Source organism: Paenibacillus sp. FSL M7-0420, from assembly GCF_038002345.1.
GTDB lineage: Bacteria > Bacillota > Bacilli > Paenibacillales > Paenibacillaceae > Paenibacillus_AQ.
The window spans coordinates 716,524-732,286 of record NZ_JBBOCJ010000001.1 but is presented as its reverse complement, the minus strand read 5'-3'; the positions used below and the strand labels follow the sequence as shown (position 1 = coordinate 732,286).

14 protein-coding genes are annotated in these 15,763 nt (G+C 54.7%); 8 read left to right on the top strand and 6 right to left on the bottom strand.

Going from position 1 to position 15,763, the window contains the following annotated elements:
• Position 1 precedes the first annotated feature (1 nt).
• From MKX51_RS03145 to MKX51_RS03135, 3 genes are all read right to left on the bottom strand, one after another.
• Positions 2-793, bottom strand: a complete 792-nt coding sequence (locus MKX51_RS03145) for a hypothetical protein (RefSeq protein WP_340991171.1) — start codon at positions 791-793, stop codon at positions 2-4.
• A gap of 202 nt (positions 794-995) precedes the next feature.
• Positions 996-1,445 carry a hypothetical protein gene (locus tag MKX51_RS03140; protein WP_340991170.1) on the bottom strand — a complete coding sequence of 150 codons (450 nt, stop codon included), beginning with the start codon at positions 1,443-1,445 and terminating at the stop codon, positions 996-998.
• A 107-nt stretch (positions 1,446-1,552) separates the two neighbouring features.
• Positions 1,553-2,266 (bottom strand): YceI family protein, encoded by a 714-nt coding sequence (locus MKX51_RS03135; RefSeq protein WP_340991169.1) that lies wholly within the window; start codon positions 2,264-2,266, stop codon positions 1,553-1,555.
• Between the two features lie 145 nt (positions 2,267-2,411).
• Here MKX51_RS03135 and MKX51_RS03130 point away from each other — a divergent pair, with 145 nt between their 5' ends.
• From MKX51_RS03130 to MKX51_RS03115, 4 genes are all read left to right on the top strand, one after another.
• A complete protein-coding gene (locus tag MKX51_RS03130) occupies positions 2,412-3,092 on the top strand; it encodes a response regulator transcription factor (protein WP_340991168.1) in 681 nt (226 codons plus the stop codon).
• Positions 3,080-4,510 (top strand): ATP-binding protein, encoded by a 1,431-nt coding sequence (locus tag MKX51_RS03125; RefSeq protein ID WP_340991166.1) that lies wholly within the window; start codon positions 3,080-3,082, stop codon positions 4,508-4,510. The genes MKX51_RS03130 and MKX51_RS03125 overlap by 13 nt, the downstream gene beginning before the upstream one ends.
• Positions 4,511-4,688: 178 nt before the next feature.
• Positions 4,689-5,192, top strand: coding sequence for a hypothetical protein (locus MKX51_RS03120; RefSeq protein ID WP_340991165.1), 504 nt, complete (start codon positions 4,689-4,691; stop codon positions 5,190-5,192).
• Between the two features lie 173 nt (positions 5,193-5,365).
• Complete coding sequence (locus tag MKX51_RS03115; RefSeq protein WP_340943989.1) at positions 5,366-6,103, top strand: hypothetical protein; 738 nt, start codon at positions 5,366-5,368, stop codon at positions 6,101-6,103.
• 103 nt (positions 6,104-6,206) lie between these two features.
• On the opposite strand, the gene MKX51_RS03110 is transcribed toward MKX51_RS03115, so the two are convergent.
• Entirely contained in the window at positions 6,207-7,133 is a 927-nt protein-coding gene (locus MKX51_RS03110) for a DUF6612 family protein (RefSeq protein WP_340991164.1), read from the bottom strand.
• A gap of 212 nt (positions 7,134-7,345) precedes the next feature.
• On the opposite strand from MKX51_RS03110, the gene MKX51_RS03105 reads away from it, so the two are divergent.
• Positions 7,346-8,803 carry an amidase family protein gene (locus tag MKX51_RS03105; protein ID WP_340943995.1) on the top strand — a complete coding sequence of 486 codons (1,458 nt, stop codon included), beginning with the start codon at positions 7,346-7,348 and terminating at the stop codon, positions 8,801-8,803.
• Between the two features lie 63 nt (positions 8,804-8,866).
• Here the strand turns inward: MKX51_RS03105 and MKX51_RS03100 are convergent, their stop codons facing one another.
• Positions 8,867-9,424 (bottom strand): DUF1273 domain-containing protein, encoded by a 558-nt coding sequence (locus tag MKX51_RS03100; RefSeq protein ID WP_340991163.1) that lies wholly within the window; start codon positions 9,422-9,424, stop codon positions 8,867-8,869.
• Between the two features lie 189 nt (positions 9,425-9,613).
• Between MKX51_RS03100 and MKX51_RS03095 the strand changes: the two genes are divergently transcribed.
• The 3 genes from MKX51_RS03095 to MKX51_RS03085 are packed head-to-tail and all read left to right on the top strand — an operon-like array spanning position 9,614 to position 13,596.
• Positions 9,614-11,281 carry a spore germination protein gene (locus MKX51_RS03095; RefSeq protein WP_445322053.1) on the top strand — a complete coding sequence of 556 codons (1,668 nt, stop codon included), beginning with the start codon at positions 9,614-9,616 and terminating at the stop codon, positions 11,279-11,281.
• A 28-nt stretch (positions 11,282-11,309) separates the two neighbouring features.
• On the top strand, positions 11,310-12,413 hold the full coding sequence (locus MKX51_RS03090) for a GerAB/ArcD/ProY family transporter (protein WP_340944002.1): 1,104 nt from the start codon (positions 11,310-11,312) through the stop codon (positions 12,411-12,413).
• Positions 12,406-13,596 carry a Ger(x)C family spore germination protein gene (locus MKX51_RS03085; protein ID WP_340991162.1) on the top strand — a complete coding sequence of 397 codons (1,191 nt, stop codon included), beginning with the start codon at positions 12,406-12,408 and terminating at the stop codon, positions 13,594-13,596. Before MKX51_RS03090 ends, MKX51_RS03085 begins: the two co-directional genes overlap by 8 nt.
• Before the next feature lie 88 nt (positions 13,597-13,684).
• On the opposite strand, the gene MKX51_RS03080 is transcribed toward MKX51_RS03085, so the two are convergent.
• Complete coding sequence (locus MKX51_RS03080) at positions 13,685-15,715, bottom strand: beta-galactosidase (protein ID WP_340991161.1); 2,031 nt, start codon at positions 15,713-15,715, stop codon at positions 13,685-13,687.
• Positions 15,716-15,763 lie beyond the last annotated feature (48 nt).

The window sequence follows — 15,763 nt, the reverse complement described above, 5'->3', positions numbered from 1 at the left end:
ATTATAGCCCGAACAACAAATTCAGTCGCTCCTCCGAATAACCGTCCTCCCCGCGCCAGTTGGCTACAGCGTTGAAGTCATTGTCTCCGCCCCGCCCCTGGCGCTTCTCCTCCTGCGGAACCAGAATTCCAGCATATCCCCAGATCTCCATCACCACATCCCGTTCATGCTGGTTCGAGGGGAATATATCCTTCCAATGCTTCTCCAGCTTCCGTGCACCATCCTTGCTGCCGCATAGCTTCACGGCTTCGGCCATATCCTGCAAAATACGAAGATCCTGCGGAGCAGCCTCCACCTCCTCTTCCCGGCTGAACAGCTCCAGATCGAGCCAGCAATACAGCAGCTTATTAAGGCGGATGCCTCCCCATTTGACCCGCTCGAAATTGAGCACATTCAGATCCACAGCGTTGTACTGCTGATCAGACATCAGGTGCCTGGCATCACAAGCAGCACAACTGCTATACCTTGGCTGCTCAGCGGGCGGCTGGGCGTAGGCATGTGCAGCCAGCTCCGAGGTCAAAGCCCAGCTGGACAAGGCGCTCCGCAGATGAACCTTCCGGGTGGACAGACTATGCAGGAAGGCAGCCGCCACCTTGTCCCGGGTCACGCTTCCACTGTGCAGCACCCGCAGCTTCTCCACCAGCTCATCATGGGTGATCGTGAGGGGATCGAACATAACCCCCTTGCTCTTCGCATAGTCGAAATCCTCACCGGAAAAAGGCCCGTACGTCCCCTTCCAGCCGCTCGCGCTCCAGAATGATTTTTGCAGTATGGTCTTGGCCTTTCGGTCCATATATCTTAGCTCCCTTCCTTACCTGATGGTCCTGTTGAATGACTATGTATCTCTTATATTTAACCTGGAGGCGGGAATTTGCACCGTCAGCGGGAATTCGCCAGTTCTGAGAGCATTCTCTCACCGACCGCTTGTATGGATAGCATATGTCCATCTCACCGCAGCAGCACCGATTGTGTTCGGTTTATCGTCTACATTCCTCTCATCCGCCCAGCATCGGCTTAATGTAATCGGTTTTTCGATTACATTTCGGCCACACGCCCTGCTCCAGCCCAATGTAATCGGTTTTTCGATTACATTCCAGCCATACGCCCTGCGACAGCCCAATGTAATCGGTTTTTCGATTACATTTCGGCCATACACCCCGCTCCTGCCCAATGTAATCGGTTTTTCGATTACATTTCGGCCACACACCCCGCTCCAGCCCAATGTAATCGGTTTTTCGATTACATTCCAGCCATACGCCCTGCGACAGCCCAATGTAATCGGTTTTTCGATTACATTCCAGCCATACGCCCTGCGCCAGCCCAATGTAATCGGTTTTTCGATTACATTCCGGCCATACGCCCTGCGACAGCCCAATGTAATCGGTTTTTCGATTACATTCCGGCCGTACACCCCGCGCCAGCCCAATGTGTTCGCTTTTCCACATACATCCTCCACAGCCCCCGCCGCCGCAACAGCCCAAGTTACATCAAAAAACCCTCCCCGCCAGCCGCGAATCCACGGCAGACGGGGAGGGTCATCCCCAACTCTATGTTATTTCTTAAGCACCAGCTCCAGGCGCACCTCAAGGTTGTTCTCGGTACTGAGCACGATGGAATGCGGATTGCTGAGGCCGAAATCCTCGAAGGTTACGGTAGTCGTACCCGACAGCTTAAGCTCTCCGCCGCTATATGCGGCCTGCGAGTCGAACGTCACTTCCTTCTCAATGCCCTTCACAGTCAGCGTACCCTGCAGTTGTACAGGCACCGCCGTCCCCTCTGTCCATTCCTTCGGCAGCTCCGAGAAGGACTTCACCGTGAAGGTGGCTTCCGGGAACTCTGCCACGGACAGGAAGTCTGCTCCCTTGACATGCTCGTCCCGCTGGGCGGTTCCCGAATCAAGCGCGCTCATGTCGACCGACCCTTCGCCGGTCATCGCGGAGGCATCCTCCAGATTCACCTTCCAGGTGCCCTTCACGGAAGGATCTACGAAGTTAACCGTTTCTTTGGATGTGGTTACGGACCAGTAGACCTTGGACGGCTCTGCAATGTTCCAGGTTCCGTTCAACTGCTCCGGCGTTACAGCAGCAGCGGCGGCAGCCGCATTGGCCGTTCCTTCCTTCTGGGCTCCGCTGTCCTGCGCCTGCTCAGGAATCACCGATTCAATCTCCACCTTATTGCCAAGGCTGTTGTTCACTAAGATGAAGGCGATGATGGCTCCTGCAATAATTACAATGGCTGCGGTTATAGCGACTGTCCTCTTCTTCATACGATCTCCTCCATTCCATATTCTTATCTCTGCTCTATTGGCTTGGCTCCCATTCTACCAAAGCAATATGTCGGGAATAAGTCAAAGCATACGAGCCTGCAAATGTGTTAGAATTGTCGTAATTTTAGTTAAGGGACTGAAGCTCATGCAATCGATACTAATCGTAGAGGATGAAGAAGCCATCGCGCGGGTGCTTAGTGCCTATCTGCGAAAAGCAGGCTTTCACGTCACCCGGGCCGCAGACGGCCGGAGTGCCCTGGACGCCTTCGGGGAGGCGCCTCCCTCGCTGGTCCTGCTCGACATCATGCTGCCGGCGATGGACGGCTTCGAGCTGCTGGGGCTCATCCGTGAGCGGAGCAGCTGCCCGGTCATCATGCTCACCGCCCGCGACGGGATCAAGGACCGGCTGGCGGGTCTGGACGGCGGGGCGGATGACTATATGTCGAAGCCCTTCATCCCCGAGGAGGTGGTCGCAAGGGTGCGGGCGGTGCTGCGCCGCCCTTCGCAGTGGTCAGACGGCAGCCGCAAGCGCCACTACGGCAGCCTGTTCATCGACTTCTCGGCCCGCAGCATCTTCCTGAACGGAGCAGAGGTCAGCCTTAGCCCGCGCGACATGTCGGTGCTCTTGTTCCTGGCCGAGCGGCCGAATCAGATCTGTACCCGTGACCAGCTGCTGGAGCATGTATGGGAGATGGATTACGAGGGAAGCGACCGGGCCGTTGATCTCTCCATCAAAAGACTGCGCCAGGCGCTCTCGCACTGGCCGGAGGACGAGGGCGAGATCCGCACACTGAGAGGAACGGGTTATCAATTATGGACAACATAAAAAAGAGTAAGAAGAACAGCAGCAGGAAGAAGAAGACTACCTCCATTCTTACTTACTGGACTCTGCGGTATCTGCTGATCATCAGCATCGGGCTGCTGGTGACGGCGCTGTTCACCTTCTGGTGGATGCAGCAGGAGGCGATGAGCAACCGGATGCAGACGACCGGCCTGCTGGCGCAGGAGATCGCTGACCGGAGCGTGGATACAGACGGTCAACTAGCGATTACCGGGGGCCTGAATAGGCTGGTTGAGGACCGCAAACGCTTCTTCAAGGTAACTGAGGAGATGTGCGTAATCATCACCGGACCCGAAGGCGAGTTGCTATACTCCCAGCCCCCGATGACGGACGAGGAGATGCGATATAAGCTCAATGATACCCTGACCGATTCGCGGACCTCGGAATACAAAGCCGCTGCCGCTCAGATCCAGGGGGACCAGGGCACGCTGGGGCAGGTGCTGGTTATGCAGTCCAAGCGCTCCCTGCGTCATATTCCGATAGAAGAGATCACCTTCTTCTCGATTATCATCGTCTTCCTGATTATCCTAAGCTGGCTGACAATCTATCTCTTGTCGGTCAAGCTGGCCAAGCCGGTTCAGCGGGTGGCTGCCGCCGCCGCGCAGATCAGCAGCGGCCAATATAATATCGCGCTTGAGACCGGGGCCAAAGAACGTGAGATTCACGAGCTGCTCGTCTCCTTCCAGGAGATGGCAGGCAAGCTGCAGCAGTTCGAGCAGTCGCGGGCCATCATGCTGGCCGGCGTGTCCCATGAGCTCAAGACGCCGGTCACCTCGATCAAAGGACTGCTCCATGCGGTCCGCGAGGGCGTTGTCGAAGGCGAGGAGGCCGGGGAATTCCTCGATATCGCTCTGCTTGAGACCGGGCGGCTGCAGCATATGGTCGCCGATCTGCTGGACTACAATGCGCTGACAGCGGGCATGGTTGCCGTCCGTCATGATAAGCTCGAAGCAGCCCCGCTGCTGGAGGAGATTCTCTATCAATGGATGCTGACCCAGAGCGAGGAGGTCAGTAAGCCCATCCTGCTGCTGCCGGAGACTCCGCTTGTACTGCGGGGAGACCCGCTGCGCATCCAGCAGATTATTGTGAATCTGCTGGGCAACAGCCTGCAGGCGAAGATGCCTGACCGCAAGCTTCAATTGAAGCTTGAACTTACGGCTACGCCGCAGGGTCATGCCGAAATCACCGTTACGGATAATGGGCCAGGCATCCATCCGGACAGCCGCGAGCGGATCTTCGAAGCGTTCTACCGCAGCTCGGGCAAGCAGAGCCTGCTTCGCGGACTCGGGCTGGGCCTGACCTTCAGCAGACTGCTGGCCGAAGCCATGGGCGGCAGCCTGGAGCTGGGCAGCAACCCGCCGCAGGGCTGCACCTTCGTGCTGCGGCTCCCGCTGGCAGAGTAATGAACCGGGGAAGCGCGTTATAGTCCAGCACCCCGCTGCGTGGTATAATCAACTGGCTACAAGTGGAAACGGTATTGCCGTTCTTTTAAAGGACGGTACCGTTTCAGCGAGAAATAGAAAGATAATGTATAGCGTGAAACCTATACATTTTTATATTTCAAGTGAACCGGAGGCGTATATGCTTACTTTTGAACAGAAAATAGCTATTCTTGATTCCTATCCCCAGCTGGAGGCGCGGAAGGTCTCACTGGGACGGGTGAATTATCACCTGGAGCAGAGCCGTCACGACAAGAAGACCGTGGCTTCGCATATTCATCCGAACGGGAACGGCTTCGTCTATGCCGGGCTGCTGCGGGGCTATGAGACGGATGATAAGGGACTGGTCAATATCCGCGATTATTCGGAGGCTGCGCTGCGCGAGCTGCTCGATGCGTCTATCACTTCTCTCTTGATGTACATTCCCGAGGCCCCTGCCCCTTCCAAAAGAAAGAAAAAAGTGCAGACGGGCGGAGCTGAAGCGCAGTCGCTGTGGAAGAATGAGGCCGGGCATACGCTGAGCCTGAGATTCGAGGAGGATCTGTGGTATCTCTATGCCGGACTACAGCTTGAGATGGCCTTCGAGACGACGGCTGAAGCGGAGGAATATCTCGCTGAAGAGGGGTTTGCCCGGGCGGAAGACTAACACCGGAACAGAAATAGGAATGGCTCAGGCCCGTAAATCGACCTTTATCGACGATTTACGGGCTTTTTCGCATGAATTTCTGCATATTCCGGCAAATTTATAGAATTCCTCGGTGAGTGCCCTTATACTAGAGCCAATGGCATTTTCCATATATTTCACAAGGAGGAATCACAATGAACAACCCGGAAGGCGGAACACCCTTCACGAATCCTGAGGGGCCTAACAACCAGCCTGGGCAGCCGCAGCCCCAGCGTAAGGTAACCGAGCAGTTCAATAATCTGCTCAAGGATGAACGTGTACAGCAGGCACAGGCAGTAGGCAAGCAGTATTGGAGCTTTTACCTGAGAGCCCTTACCCGCCCGTACAGTACAATGAGGGAAATTCCTGTGGCCCATTTCATGAACAGCCTGATCACCATGGGCCTTACGGCGTTGTTAACGGCCTTATATTTCCTCACCCTGTTCATCAAATGGGATGTCTCGGCCATCTTCGGCCCCGGCTTCCTGAAGCCGCTGTTATTGACGGCGGTAGGCCTTGCCGTTGCTTGCGGAGCCACTTATGCCGTTCTCCGGCTGGAGAAGGTCAGCTTCGATTTCAAATTGCTGATTACCCGGATGGGCACGCTGCTCGTTCCGGCCGTGGCGCTGCTGGTGCTGGCGATTCTTACACTACTTGTCAGCCTGTACTCCTTCTCGACCACATTGGTGGCGTTGTCCTTCCTGTTTGTCTTCATCAGCATGAATACGGCTTTGTTTCAATATCCGCTGAACACCGCCGGCAGCCGGGGAATTGACACCTTATACCCGATTGCCATCGCCAACATTGTGACCGGATATATTTTCTACAAGCTGATCACCTCCGTCATAGCCGGAGCGGCCTTTGGTATGCTAAGCAACTCCTTCAAATTCTAAAATCACCCCGTAAAAAGCTTATACCAAAAACGGCGCTGCCGTCCTAATCAGGACAGCAACGCCGTTTCCATATGTTGCATTTCTATTCAGCCCGGTAAGCCTGTTACGGAGTTGTAGGAGCTGCCGGAGCCGCTGGCATTTCAACTTCCTTCGCGTCCAGCGCTTCCTGCGGAACCTTGATTTCGTCGACCTTATTGTGATCGCTGATGGTCGACTTCATATCCATATCAATCGATATCGTCTGTTCATTGCTGGTCATATCCATGACCATCGTTACATCTGTACGGGTTGGGAAGTAGGTTTTCTTATCTACCGCATAGGCGATATTCATGCTCTTGATGTTCATCTGCTCCATCATAGCAGCCATCTGAGGATCGGCACTGCCGCCCTGATTCATATAAGACTTCGCCAGCTCCTTGACGTCATCGCCGGATACCTCGGCAGACAACAGATAACTATCGCCTTCCTCGGTGATTTTTGTCTTCTCGGTAAGCGCCTTGAATTGCTCCAATTGCTTCTCAGGGTTGGCGGACTGCTGCATAGCAGTCAGGACCTGTTCACCCATCGTAGCAGGCATCTTCATCCATTGCCCGTTCACCTGGGAATAGAAGCCGTCCTTAGTCACATACTGCTCAATCTTCTGGTCGCCCTGGGCCGTCTTCATCTGCACCTCCTGATGCATCATCAGCGGCTCCTTATTGAACTCGGATTTCGTGGTCATATCGGTATCTTGCGCATTGTCCCCTTGTGCCGTCTTCACGTTGATCTTCTGCTTCACCTGCGATTCCATCGCGAAGCTCTTCAGATCACCCGATGCGGCAACCGACTTCTGAATCAATTCATCCACTGTTGGAACGCCGTCTGATGTCTGTTCAGCAGGCGCTGCCGATGCGGAGGCTTCCGGAGCCGCGTTTCCTGAAGGTGCAGCTGTTGCAGCGCCCTCTGATGGTTTGAGCTCCTCATTATTGCCGCAGCCAGCCAAGGCCACAGATAACATAACACCCATAAATAACGTAGTCCATTTCTTCAAGTTCGATTCCTCCTAGTGATGTTAGCAAGTAGTATTGTTAAATCTTGTGATGTATTTAACCACAGGAGCCCCCCTTTTAATCAGCCGTTTAAAAGTTACATCCAAAGTCATGGTCGTCCCGCCCGCAAAAGAACACTATGAAGACAGGCCAAACTGTGCTTATATGAGGAAGAATACTACTAAATCCAAAAGGGAAAGAAGCGTGGACCCGCATGAGTTTTGAAATCGTAGAGGCTACCCTGTCTGACATTCAAGCCGCTCTGGATTCCGGGGAGATCACTTCCAGACAATTAGTCCTGATGTACCTTGAGCGCATAGCGGATCATGACAAAAACGGTCTGACGGTGAATTCTGTACTGGAGATTAACCCGGATGCGCTGTTCATCGCTGAATCCCTGGACGTAGAGCGCCAGCTCCAGGGTCCGCGCGGACCGCTGCACGGCATACCGGTGCTATTGAAGGATAACATTAATACCGGAGATAACATGCATACCAGCGCGGGCTCGCTCGCGTTGGCGGACTCTTTTGCCGGAGAGGATGCCTTCATCGTCAGCAGGCTGCGCGAGGCGGGAGCTATCATTATGGGCAAGGCTAATATGACGGAATTCGCCAACTTCATGACGAATGGCATGCCCTCCGGCTTCAGCTCCCGGGGCGGGCAGGTGCTTAACCCCTATAACATCTCCACGCCGACAGGCGGCTCCAGCGCCGGGTCTGCGGTAGCGGTGGCCTGTAATTTCTGCACCGTCTCCGTTGGAACAGAGACCTCCGGCTCCATCCTCAATCCCGGCAATCTTGGCTCTATTATCGGTATTAAACCCACGGTGGGGCTGATCAGCCGCTCCGGTATTCTGCCGCTCTCCAGCACGCAGGATACCGCCGGGCCTATGGCACGAACGGTCCGGGATGCCGTCCTTCTCTTGAACGCTCTGCTCGGTCAGGATGCCGGAGATGCGGCAATGGGTACGAACAGAGGTAAGGTTCACGAGGATTATACTGTTTTCCTGGATGCAGACGGTCTGCGGGGAGCAAGAATCGGAATTCCGCGCGATTATTACTTCGAGGAGCTGACGGAGGAGCAGCTTGCGCTGTTCAATGCCTCTGTGGAGAGAATGCGGGAGCTCGGGGCGACCATTATCGATCCGGCCGAGATTACAACGGCGCGGGAGATCAGCTATTCATCCGTGGTGCTGAATGAATTCAAAACCTCGCTGAACGCCTACCTGGCCCGCCTGGGCCCGGGGGCACCGATGCGTACCTTGAAGGATATTATTGATTTCAATCATGCCCATCCGGTCCAGACGCTGAAGTTCGGGCAAGCGACCCTGCTCGATGCCGAATTAACAACCTCCGGCACCTTCACTGAGCCGCAATATCTGCGTGACCGCATGACGGATCTCAGACTCTGCAAGGAGCTGGGGATCGATGCTACTATGCGCGAGCATCAGCTTGATGCCCTGCTGTTCCCGGCCGACTTCGGCGCACGGATTACCTCAAGAGCCGGATATCCGTCGATCGTGGTGCCGTCAGGCTATACCTCAGCCGGCGCGCCCTTCGGCGTAACCTTCTCCGCCCGGGCCTATGAAGAACCGGTGCTTATCAGACTGGCTTACGCCTATGAGCAGAACTATAAGGTGCGCAAGCCGCCTTCACTCCGCAGCTTCATCTGATCCCGCTTGATGCCAACATGGGACAGGCTCCAGGTGCGCAGCTCGCAGCTGCGCACCCCCTTCTCAATCATAGTCATGCCGGTTCTCTTCATCGGCAATGCTCTGAATCTCCTCTGCATGCATCAGATGCAGCTCATAATCACCTTCGGCATGCAGCTTCACGACCCGCTCTTTGGTGAACTTCGCACTGCTCTCCGCTGCATCCTCGTCGTAGAATAACAGAATCCCGTCGCTTTTACGCAGCAGCAGATCATCCCTGGCCTTGAACTGCCAGCTCCCGTCATAGGGGGCATTGCTTACGGCTCCGTAGTAGTCGGCACCAGCTACAATGCGGCGGTATTCATTCTGCTTCTCTTCCTTCCACTTCTCCTCCGGTGAGGCATGGGCCGTAATAATGCCCAGCTTCAGCCCGGGGTATTGCTGCTTCAGCTCCAGCACCACCTCGCAGGCCCACAGATCAACGCCATATTGCCCGGGAGTAATGACCCATTCCAGTCCCTCCTCCACCAGCGGAATGATCCGGTTCGCGAGTGCTTTTTTGATATAGGGAATGCCCTGATGCTTGCTGTCATAAATGCCGAGCTCATGGGCCCGGTAGCCTGTGACCAGTAAGGTTCTCATGCGCTGCCTCTTTCCTGATTAATTCATTCCTGCTGTCCTGAACAATCTGTTCTAGTATGCATTATATACCATTTAGGCCGGCTCGAACTTTTTTCGGGAATTAGGAGTAAATTCAGATAAACTTTGGAAAACTTGATGAGAAGAAAAACGTCTGCTTCTGTCCTGACATTTAAATTTCTGCGGCTGGGGATGATCACACTGTTCGCTTCCATTGTATCGTATATACCCGGCTGGGCAGTCTTTGGTCAGGCGGGCGTTGCTATGCTCGTTCCACTGCTTCTCACGTTACTGTATAGATCGCTCTATAGGCTGGTAGGCAGCGGACGGGGCCAGATAGGGTACGGCTCCAGAACCGTTCACCAGACCCAGCCGCCTGCACCTGCCCCCTCCAGCATGGCGGGTACAGCTCCCTTCAGCGGCAGCTACAGCACGGATCTGCTCGCTGTGCAAGCCGCCATTGGAGACAACAGCGATCTGCATTTCAGGGAATTCACATTAGCGAATACAGGTGCCCGGGCCGTGCTTATCCATATCGACGGCATGCAGAATGACCGGCTGCTGAATATGCGAATTATGCAGTTCCTGATGTACGACTTGCCTGAAGGACCGTTGTCTTCCGCAGGACTTGCCCGTCAGCTGCTTCCCTTCAGCGAGCTTAAGGAAGAGAACGCTATCGAAGCGTTTAATAAATACATCCTCTTCGGACACGGAGGCCTGCTGATCGAAGGTCTGCCCTGCGGACTTCTCATCGAGATGCCCGGTGCCGCTAACCGGGCCATCGCGGAGCCGGTCTCCGAAGCCCTGCTCCGCGGTCCCCGGCTGGGCTTCTCCGAGGTGCTGAGCGAGAATACCTCGATGCTGCGCCGCCAGGGCCTGAGCGACCAGCTTGAGATGAAGTCTTACCGGGCAGGCAGCACGATTGAGCGGGATATTGTGATCGCCTACATGAAGGATATCGTCAATCCCGACCTGCTGGAGGAGATCAAGAACCGGATCGCCAAGCTCGATATGGATTTCCTGGCCGAATCCGGTTATATCGAGCAGCTCATTGAGGATAATTATCTCAGTCCGTTCCAGCAGCTACAGAATACAGAACGGCCGGACAGAGTGATCAGTGCCCTGCTGGAAGGACGGGTTGCCATCCTGCTGGACGGCACACCCTTTGTACTAATCGCACCGGTAACCTTCAGCATGCTGCTGCAGTCGCCGGAAGACTATTATGATCGCTGGCTGCCGGGAACACTTCTGCGGCTGCTGCGTTTTGGCGCTTCCTTCTTTGCCCTGATGGCTCCGGCCCTGTACATCTCCTTCATCTCCTTTCATCCGGGGCTGATTCCTACAGAGCTGGCGATTACGATCATCAAGACCCGGCAGGGTGTACCCTTTCCCTCGCTGATTGAGGTGCTGATTCTGGAGGTCGCCATCGAGATTCTGCGGGAAGCCGGCATCCGGCTGCCGAAGCCGATTGGTCCGGCGATGGGCATCGTCGGCGGTCTGATTATTGGCGATGCAGCGGTTCAGGCGGGGATTGTCAGTCCGTTCCTGGTCATTACGGTGGCCGTAACCGCCATCTCCTCCTTCTCCATCCCGATGTACAGCGCCGGGATCACCCTGCGGATGCTGCGCTTCGCCGGTATGCTGTTCGCCTCGGTGCTGGGAATGTACGGGACCATTCTGTTCTTCCTGCTGATCTGCTGCCATCTGACCAAGCTCAAGAGCTTCGGAGTGCCTTATCTGACCCCGCTCTCCCCTTTCCGGCTCAGTGACTGGAAGGATCTGTTCCTGCGGGCTCCAATGGCTCTGATGAAACGCAGACCGAAAATGATGAAACCCCAACAGAGTAAACGAAGATCATGACCGCGCCTGGTATAAGGAGGAATGCAGTATGTTCATACGTACGGATGATAAAATCACGGCTACACAAACGGCCATTTTCCTGAACAATACCCTGCTGGGCGCGGGTGTGCTCACACTGCCGCGCAGCGTGAGCAAGAGTGTCGGAACTCCGGATGGCTGGATCTCCACCCTGCTCGGCGGGGCCATTGTAATGCTGGCAGTTCTTCTTATGGTGAAGATCAGCCAGCAATTTCCGGGAAAAACCGTCTTTCAGTACTCAAGGTTGCTGACCGGCCGGTTCGTCGGCGGCATTCTGTCCATGCTGTTAATCCTGTACTTCATCACTATCGCCGGCTTTGAGATCCGTACACTGGCCGAGGTTACCCTGTTTTTTCTGCTGGAAGGGACTCCGATCTGGGCAGTAATTCTTCCTTTTCTCTGGCTGAGCACCTACCTGGTGTACGGAGGCATCAACTCTATTGCCCGTGTCTACACCATTGTTTTTCCGATCAGCATCATGATTCTGCTCATCTCCTTCGTGCTCAGCCTGCGGATGTTCGATATCGATAATCTGCGTCCTGTGCTCGGCAGTGGGTGGTCCCCTGTATTCGCAGGACTCAAATCCACTGTACTTGTATTCACCGGCTGTGAAGTCACCATGACGCTTGTGGCGTTCATGGATGACCCCAAAAAGGCTGTCAAAGCTATGCTTGGCGGCCTGAGCATCCTGCTGGCCATCTATTTCCTGACCATTATTGTAGTGATCGGAGGCATCTCTATTGATTCCGCCATTACCAGCACCTGGCCCACTATTGATCTATTGCGCAGCTTTGAGGTGCCGGGATTTTTCTTCGAGCGTTTGGAATTCCCGTTCATGGTCATTTGGCTGATGCAGATGTTCTGCAACTTCAGCAGCTTCTTTTTCCAGTCCTCACTGGGTCTCTCCCAGATTTTCAAGCTTAAGGTCCATCCGATTATATATGCGCTGGTTCCGCTTCTGTTCATTTCGGCGATGCTGCCGAAGTCCTTAAGCGACCTGTTCGCACTCGGGGATACCATAGGCAAGATAGGGCTGGTATTGTTCCTGCTGGTGCCTGTCCTGCTCTCCGTCGTCTGGCTCATCCGGGTGAAGGGGCTGAAGCAGCATGTCTAGACGAATCCTCCTCCTGCTGTGTTCGCTGCTGATGCTTGCCACACTGACCTCCTGCTGGAGCAGTAAAGAGATTGAGGATTTGGCCCTATACGCCGGCCTGGCTCTGGATATCGGAGAGTTCACGCCTACAGAACAGGAGCTGGAGGACAAGGGCGCTACTTATTATAAAAAGAATAAGATTACCGCCACTGTGCAGATGGTTCCGGCTAACTCCGTGGGTGGAGCAGATAAACAAGGCGGCACCAGCAGTAGTGCACCCTATATGAATGTATCCGGAACCGGAGATTCTGTGCTGGAGATTTTCCGTCAATATTCGATTCTGCGTGAACGGCCGATCATCGGCCACCACCTCAAGGTAATTGTGATCTCCAGTGAGCTGCTCAAGCAGCAAAGTATAAACCAGTTAATGGATTTCGTGCTTCGGGATAATGACATCCGTCCCAGTACGATGGTGTTCATAAGCCAAGGCCGGGCAGCAGACACTATGGTCACGAAGCAAAAAAATGAAATTCCTGCCTTTCATATCAGAGATATGCTGCGTAATCAGAAGAGAACCAGCAAGGTGCTGGACCCTGTTATTTTATCGAAAATGGATGCCAATATGTTCTCCAAACGCAGTTATGCGCTGCAGAACCTGGTAACGGCGAATGGTGAGGTAGAATTCTCGGGAGCCGGAGTCATCAAGGGGGATACCGGACACTGGGTGGGGGCGCTGAATCAGGAGGAAACCGAATGTCTGAGCTGGCTGACCAACGGGGGGCAAAGCGGCGTCATCAAGACCTACGACTGGAGCAATGAGCCGATTACCTATGAACTCAAGTCCATGAAGAGTAAAATCACTGCCAAAGCAGACGGCGGCCAGCTATCCTTCGACGTCAAGCTCACAACGGAAGGAAGGCTAAGCGAGACCTGGAACGTAGAGGAATACCCTGCGGCCACCCATCTTCCCCAAAAAGCAGAGAAGCTGTTCAAGGAGCGGCTCGAGCGGATGATGACGAGTATGCTTCACAAGCTGCAGTCGGATTACAAAGCAGATGTGGGCGGCTTCTCCACCAGGCTCAGCATTCAGGAGCCCGCCTTATGGAAGAAGCTGGAGGAGCGCTGGGACGAGGTGTTCAGCCGGACTCCTATTCATGTCACTATTGATCTGAAGATAACAGACTTCGGCTCCTTCACTCAATAGGGTAATCCCGTTAAGTGAGTCTGTTCTAAAAAAAGCTGTCCCAGCAGCCGTGTCTAATGAACGGCCTTCGGGACAGCTTTTTCGCACCTTACTGTTTGTCTGAGAGAATCAGCACACCACGCCCGGGAACTGGAGTGGAGCCGCTGAACTTGCTGCCGGTAATCAGATCGGTCCGCTCTAGGGTACCGATATCCGCACGAAGCTCCTCTGCTGAATGGTTCAGCAGGAACAGATAGGATACGCCGTCTTTCACACGCTGGACGGACTCAATACCTTCCGGCGCGCTGACCAGCGGCGCAATGCCTTTATCGGCGCACAGGTTAGCCAGGAAGCCGCGCAGGAAGGCCGCATCGGGACTTGTGGCCACATAATAGGCTTTGCCTGCGCCGAAGCTGTTCACCGTCAGGGCCGGCATACCTTTATAGAAATCCGCGCCATACTGGGCGAGCACCTCTGCGCCTTCGGGATGAATCAGGTCACAGAGCAGATCGCAGCTATATGAACGGTTAAGTGATCCCCACTCCTTGTTCATCACGATTTCATTGCTCATGTCCGGCAGCAGGGCATCGATCTCCTCGGACCAGATCCCCAGCACCTTGCGCAGCTCTCCCGGATACCCGCCAACCGTAACCAGATCATTCTCATTTACAATCCCGCTGAAATACGTCGTAATGAAGGTGCCGCCAGCCTGGACGAAGGCTTCGACCTTCTCGGCGAAGCCCGGCTTCACCATATACAGCACCGGTGCAATGACAATCTTGTATCTCAACAGATCTTCTTCTACGCCGATCATATCCGCTTCAATATTCTGCTGATAGAGCGCATCATAATACTTATGGACCTCGTCCACATATTTCAGTGCAACAGACGGGCCGCTGGAGAGATCAAGCGCCCAGCGGTTCTCCCAGTCGTAAATAATCCCGATCTGCGCCGCGCTGCGTGCATCCAGCAGCTCGCTGCCCAAGCTCTCCAGCTCCCGGCCCAGCTCAGCACATTCGCGGAATACGCGGGTATGCTCATGCCCTACATGCTCAATGACCGCTCCGTGGTATTTCTCGCAAGCGCCGATGGACCGCCGCAGCTGGAAGAACAGCACAGTGTCAGCACCGCGTGCTACCGCCTGATAGCTCCAGAGGCGCATGACGCCGGGGCGCTTCAGGGAATTGTACGGCTGCCAGTTCTGCTGGCTTGGCGTCTGCTCCATCAGCATGAACGGCTGTCCGTTCTTCAGGCCGCGCATAAGATCATGCGTCATCGCCGTATGGCTGACCGGTGTGTCCAGTGCCGGATAGTTATCCCAGGAGATTACATCCAGATGTTTCGCCCACTTGAAATAATCCAGCTCCGGGTAGAAGCCCATCATGTTGGTTGTAACCGGAATGTTCGTGCTGTGCTGTTTGATTGCTTCATATTCGAGGATGTAGCATTCCAGCAGGCTATCCGACATGAATCTGCGGTAGTCCAGAGAAATTCCCTGGAAGTTGGTCCGGTTACCGCCCCACTCTTCACTGAGTTCATTCGGAACAACGATTTCCTCCCAGTCATAGAAGGTATGGCCCCAGAACCGGGTGTTCCAGGCTTTGTTGAGCGCATCGAGCGTTCCGTAACGTTCCTTCAACCAGACACGAAAAGCAGCCTCGGACTGCTCGGAGTAATCATATCCCCCATATTCATTGGAGATATGCCAGGCCACCAGGCCCGGGTGATCCTTATAGCGCTCAGCCAGCTTACCGGCCAGCAGGGCCGCATATTTGCGGTAGACTGCGCTGTTCGGGTTGGAGTTGTGGCGGCCGCCGAATTTACGCTTCCGGCCCTGAACATCCACGCGGGTGACCTCCGGATAGCGGTGAGCCATCCAGGCCGGATGTGCCCCTGTACCCGTAGCCAGACATACATAGGTGCCGTTTTTATATAAGCGGTCGATTAACTCATCCAGACCACTGAAATCATACGTATCCTCAGACGGCTGAATCAGCGCCCAGGAGAACACATTAATGGTTGCTACGTCTATGCCTGCGAGCTTGAACATCCGCTCGTCCTCCGCCCAGACCGGGGCCTCCCATTGCTCCGGGTTATAATCTCCACCGTACCAGATCTTAGGTAATTTCTCGTTGATCACGCTACGCACATCCTTTATAGTATAAGTATATCCTTATTTTAATCGCTA

What these genes read in the sequence shown, in the direction of transcription:
- MKX51_RS03140 (WP_340991170.1), bottom strand. Translation starts at nt 1,445, where the DNA reads ATGTGGAAAAGCGAACACATTGGGCTGGCGCGGGGTGTACGGCCGGAA.
- MKX51_RS03130 (WP_340991168.1), top strand. Translation starts at nt 2,412, where the DNA reads ATGCAATCGATACTAATCGTAGAGGATGAAGAAGCCATCGCGCGGGTG.
- MKX51_RS03115 (WP_340943989.1), top strand. Translation starts at nt 5,366, where the DNA reads ATGAACAACCCGGAAGGCGGAACACCCTTCACGAATCCTGAGGGGCCT.
- MKX51_RS03095 (WP_445322053.1), top strand. Translation starts at nt 9,614, where the DNA reads ATGATCACACTGTTCGCTTCCATTGTATCGTATATACCCGGCTGGGCA.
- MKX51_RS03125 (WP_340991166.1), top strand. Translation starts at nt 3,080, where the DNA reads ATGGACAACATAAAAAAGAGTAAGAAGAACAGCAGCAGGAAGAAGAAG.
- MKX51_RS03100 (WP_340991163.1), bottom strand. Translation starts at nt 9,424, where the DNA reads ATGAGAACCTTACTGGTCACAGGCTACCGGGCCCATGAGCTCGGCATT.
- MKX51_RS03105 (WP_340943995.1), top strand. Translation starts at nt 7,346, where the DNA reads ATGAGTTTTGAAATCGTAGAGGCTACCCTGTCTGACATTCAAGCCGCT.
- MKX51_RS03135 (WP_340991169.1), bottom strand. Translation starts at nt 2,266, where the DNA reads ATGAAGAAGAGGACAGTCGCTATAACCGCAGCCATTGTAATTATTGCA.
- MKX51_RS03145 (WP_340991171.1), bottom strand. Translation starts at nt 793, where the DNA reads ATGGACCGAAAGGCCAAGACCATACTGCAAAAATCATTCTGGAGCGCG.
- MKX51_RS03085 (WP_340991162.1), top strand. Translation starts at nt 12,406, where the DNA reads ATGTCTAGACGAATCCTCCTCCTGCTGTGTTCGCTGCTGATGCTTGCC.
- MKX51_RS03090 (WP_340944002.1), top strand. Translation starts at nt 11,310, where the DNA reads ATGTTCATACGTACGGATGATAAAATCACGGCTACACAAACGGCCATT.
- MKX51_RS03120 (WP_340991165.1), top strand. Translation starts at nt 4,689, where the DNA reads ATGCTTACTTTTGAACAGAAAATAGCTATTCTTGATTCCTATCCCCAG.